The organism is Escherichia sp. Lx600-2, assembly GCF_036662595.1.
GTDB classification, from domain to species: Bacteria; Pseudomonadota; Gammaproteobacteria; order Enterobacterales; family Enterobacteriaceae; genus Escherichia; species Escherichia coli.
Genome location: NZ_JAYQWM010000163.1, coordinates 1 through 3985, shown reverse-complemented (window position 1 = coordinate 3985; position 3985 = coordinate 1). Strand labels below are relative to the sequence as shown.

Genomic DNA, 3985 nt, shown 5'->3' with positions numbered 1-3985 from the left:
ATTCCCAGCAAACTTGCTCATAATTTCCTTTGAGACAATATAAATTCCACTGTTAATAATTCCAGGGCCAGTTCTTCCCTTTTCTACCATAGCATTAACATTAGATTTCTCATCTAAATCTAAACTACCATAACGAGCGACATCATTAACTTCGACACCAGATATTAGAAGATCTGTTCCCTTCGAAGCTTCTATGAAGTCACTATAATTAAGCTCGCAGTACGTATCACCATTAAGAACAATGAATTTATCCGTTCTGACTTTAGAACTGGCATATTTAATTGCGCCACCAGTTCCTAGAGGTTCTTTTTCGACAACAAAGTCAACCTCACAACCAACAGGGTTGTCATGGACAACCCTGTCGATGATATAGTCAGCTTTGTAGGATAATGATAGTATAATTCTGGTAGCTCCTTGTTTTTCAAGATACGTCATTAGACGATAAAGAAATGGTTGCCCTGAAATATCTACCATTGGCTTAGGAAGCTCGCCACTAACACTCTTCAGACGAGTACCTAGCCCTCCTGCCAAAATAACTACATCATACATAATTATTTATCTTCTGGTTTGAAAATGGCACGTTCAACAATTGCGCAGATCATATGACCAATGCAAATATGGCATTCTTGAATGTATGGTGTAATTTTAGAAGGTACATTAATTGAATAGTCTACCAAATCTTTAAGCTTACCTGCTTCACCACATAGCGCCACGCTTGTCACACCCAGTTCTTTTGCCAGTTCCATCGCGTTAATGATATTAACGGAGTTACCTGAAGTACTGATGCCAATGAAAACATCACCTGGCTTGCTTTGAGCTTGCAGTTGTCTTGCAAATAGTTTATCAAATCCGTAGTCATTGCCGATAGCCGTTAGCATCGAGGTATCAGTGGTGATAGCAATGGCTGGTAATCCTGGTCTATCGAAAAAGAAGCGACTGACGAACTCAGCCGCGATATGCTGAGAATCAGCAGCACTACCACCATTCCCGGCAAGAATTACTTTATTCCCGTTTTTATATGCATTGATAATCAAATCTGCAACTAAAGAGATTTGGCTCAATACACTGTCAGATTCCTGAAGCAATTTTTTTACTGCAATGCTGTCATCAAGATATGCTTTAATATAATTTACATTGTCCATGAATATGCTCCATCCTCGACAAATTGGAATTTATAGACTTCGCCACCAAACTCTTGTAGTTTACGTTCGATCAACTGTTTTCGCTCCGGTTCAACGAATAGCATCATAAAACCACCGCCACCGGCACCTGAAACTTTCATTGACTTAACACCGATACTAAACACTTCCTTCTCGATTTTCTCAATCATCGGATTACTGATTGACGATGAGGTGTTTTTCTTACTTTCCCATGCATCCAGGAATGTCGCGGCCATAGCATCGATATCAGATTTGAGTAAGTGTTCTTTAATCTGATATGCTGATTCTTTAACTTTATGCATAGCCATCAGTTTAGACTCTTTGTCACTCTCTAAAGATCTAATCTGGTCATCAATAATTTTCGCAGAGTCTCTCGAAGCCCCTGTAAAATAAAGAATCAGGGATGACTCTAACTCATTTATTATATATCTACGAATTCTAAGTGGGTTAACAATAACGCGATTACCTTCATAAAACTCCATGAAATTAAAACCACCAAATGTTGCAGCATACTGATCTTGTTTACCACCTGATAAACCACAGTCTACTCGCTCAATCTTGAATGCTAACTGGGCCAGATCATATTCTCCAAGAGGCAGAGAATACATTTGCCGTAGTCCTTCAAGCATTGAAACAACAACCGTCGATGATGACCCCAAACCGCTACCTGCAGGAGCGTCAGAATGAGTAATGATACGAACCGGTTTTAATTCGCCGTCAAAATAATCATTCATGACTCGAAGGTAAACTGCTCGATGCAGTTTTAGCTTCCCTTCAATCGTTACACCATTGGTAAGATCAATCTCTTCTCTGATATTAAGGTCGGTTGCCTCAAAAATAACTTTACTACCTTCAAGCTCATCATCAATGTAAGCATACGCATACATATTGATGGTCGCATTCAGTACACACCCACCGAATGTATCGCTATAAGGTGAAACATCTGTCCCACCTCCTGCAATGCCTAAACGTAGAGGCGCTTTGCTTCTAACTTTCATAACAAAAGAATCCCTATTAACGATTCAGAGGAATGCGGCCAGATGCGATTTCTTTTCTCCAGTGCTGGAGTAAATCACGAAACATATCTGTCGCTTTTATTTCTGGTTTCCAGTCAATGAAATTCCTGATTTTAGTATTATCAAACATTTGGTAATCGGCATCAATTGGACGCAGGCGATCTGTATCTGTAACAACTTCAATATCGTCACGAGTGCTAAAGCTCAGTAAAAGGTCTATAACCTCAGGAAGTTTGAATGCTTCTTCACCTGCAATATTAAATGCTTCGCCGAAAGGAACATTCCCTTTTTCGCTCTCCAGAGCTAATAAATAGTATGCACGCACAGCGTCTCTAGCATCTTGGAAAGTACGTACGCTTGCTAAATTGCCAACTTTTAATTTTGGTTCCTGATGTCCAGCTTCGATCAAGGCAATCTGCTTGGCAACAGTACTTTCGAAAAATACATCACTACGGCGTGGGCCTGTATGTGTGCCCATGCGAGTGATAAATGTACGCAACCCATATGCCTCGCCATAAAAACGCCCTAAATAATCGGTACCAATTTTACTAATGCTGTAAGGGCTAGCGCCATGGAACTGCGTATCTTCGTTTAAAGCTTCACCTACTTTTGCTCTACCATAAACTTCACTAGAAGAACAAACATGAACAACAGGATCATAACCATCTTGTTGTTTTAGTTTTTTAATGCATTCCAACAGATTGGCAGTACCAATAATATTGGTCTGCAAGGTCTCGATCGGAATATCGAATGAGGTGCGGGGAAATGACTGCGCAGCAAGGTGGAAAATGAATTTTGGACGCTTCGCTTCAATTAAGTTATACATGGAAGTATAGTCATTAAGGTCTGCGTATTGGATGAATACTCTATCCTTTTTATTAATCCGGTCTGTTAAATGATAGATATTATCCATTGGCTCTTGCCAACGCATCATTCCAATTACTGTGTCGGTTGTATTCTCTAAAATATAATCTGCTAATTGAGAACCAACTTGTCCAGTGAATCCTGTAATTAATACATTATTCATATATGCTTACCCCTTAATAACGTTTAAATATGATTCACATGATCTATCAAGAATAGATTCGAGAAAACGACTTTTGGTATTAATTTTTTTTGGCCTACCCAGCCAAAATGATTCTGGCGCATCTGTAAATTGATACTGCAGTTCTGGAAATTTTTCCTGCGCTAGCGCCAAAACAATCTGTTGTCGACTGACAAGATCCGGGCCGGAGAAATTAACGATGCGAGTATCAATTTGGCTCCAATTCAATATAATATTTTTGATGCCTAACAATACATCATTAATTGAAACAACACTGCGCTCAAAACCATCAAATACATCTAATAATTTACTATTCAAACTGTGCTCTTTTACCATTTCAGAGAATTTATCACCTTTCCCTAAAATGTACGAAAATCGTATTACGAAGAACCCAGGGTTATTTGAAAAATGTTCTTCAACTTCACATTTCATTTGACCATATTTGCCAAATGGTTTTCGTTCTGACATTTCAGTGCACACATCAGATGTACCACCAAATACAACATCACTTGATGAGAAAATCACTCGCGCATTTTTTTTAAGTAATTCAGATATCAAAGTAATTGTATTTTTCACATTAATCTTATGCGCAACGTCATAGTTTTTCTCACATTGATCAGGCGCAGAGACTGCTGAAAGAAAAATGATGGTGTCATCATTGTTTACTTGATCCAGTAAATCATTAAATTCACCAGTTTCCAGATCAAAATGAATATCTGAATTTTTTCTTCCAACTGTTACCAGCGAAAAAGCATCACTAAGAA

The 3985-nt window shown here is 38.6% G+C and carries 5 protein-coding genes; all 5 read right to left on the bottom strand.

Translation table 11 applies throughout. From position 1 onward, the window contains the following. The coding region (locus OQV04_RS23760) for a nucleotidyltransferase family protein (RefSeq protein ID WP_332643091.1) at positions 1 to 549 on the bottom strand (549 nt) is incomplete at its 3' end. A 2-nt stretch (positions 550 to 551) separates the two neighbouring features. After that, positions 552 to 1142 carry a D-sedoheptulose-7-phosphate isomerase gene (locus OQV04_RS23755; RefSeq protein ID WP_001575900.1) on the bottom strand — a complete coding sequence of 197 codons (591 nt, stop codon included), beginning with the start codon at positions 1140 to 1142 and terminating at the stop codon, positions 552 to 554. Beyond that, complete coding sequence (locus tag OQV04_RS23750) at positions 1130 to 2158, bottom strand: GHMP family kinase ATP-binding protein (protein ID WP_001575902.1); 1029 nt, start codon at positions 2156 to 2158, stop codon at positions 1130 to 1132. Before OQV04_RS23750 ends, OQV04_RS23755 begins: the two co-directional genes overlap by 13 nt. Positions 2159 to 2174: 16 nt before the next feature. After that, entirely contained in the window at positions 2175 to 3203 is a 1029-nt protein-coding gene (locus OQV04_RS23745) for a GDP-mannose 4,6-dehydratase (RefSeq protein ID WP_001575903.1), read from the bottom strand. A 6-nt stretch (positions 3204 to 3209) separates the two neighbouring features. Next, positions 3210 to 3985, bottom strand: a 776-nt coding sequence (locus tag OQV04_RS23740; RefSeq protein WP_332643088.1) for a sugar nucleotide-binding protein, incomplete at its 5' end; no start/stop codon positions are given.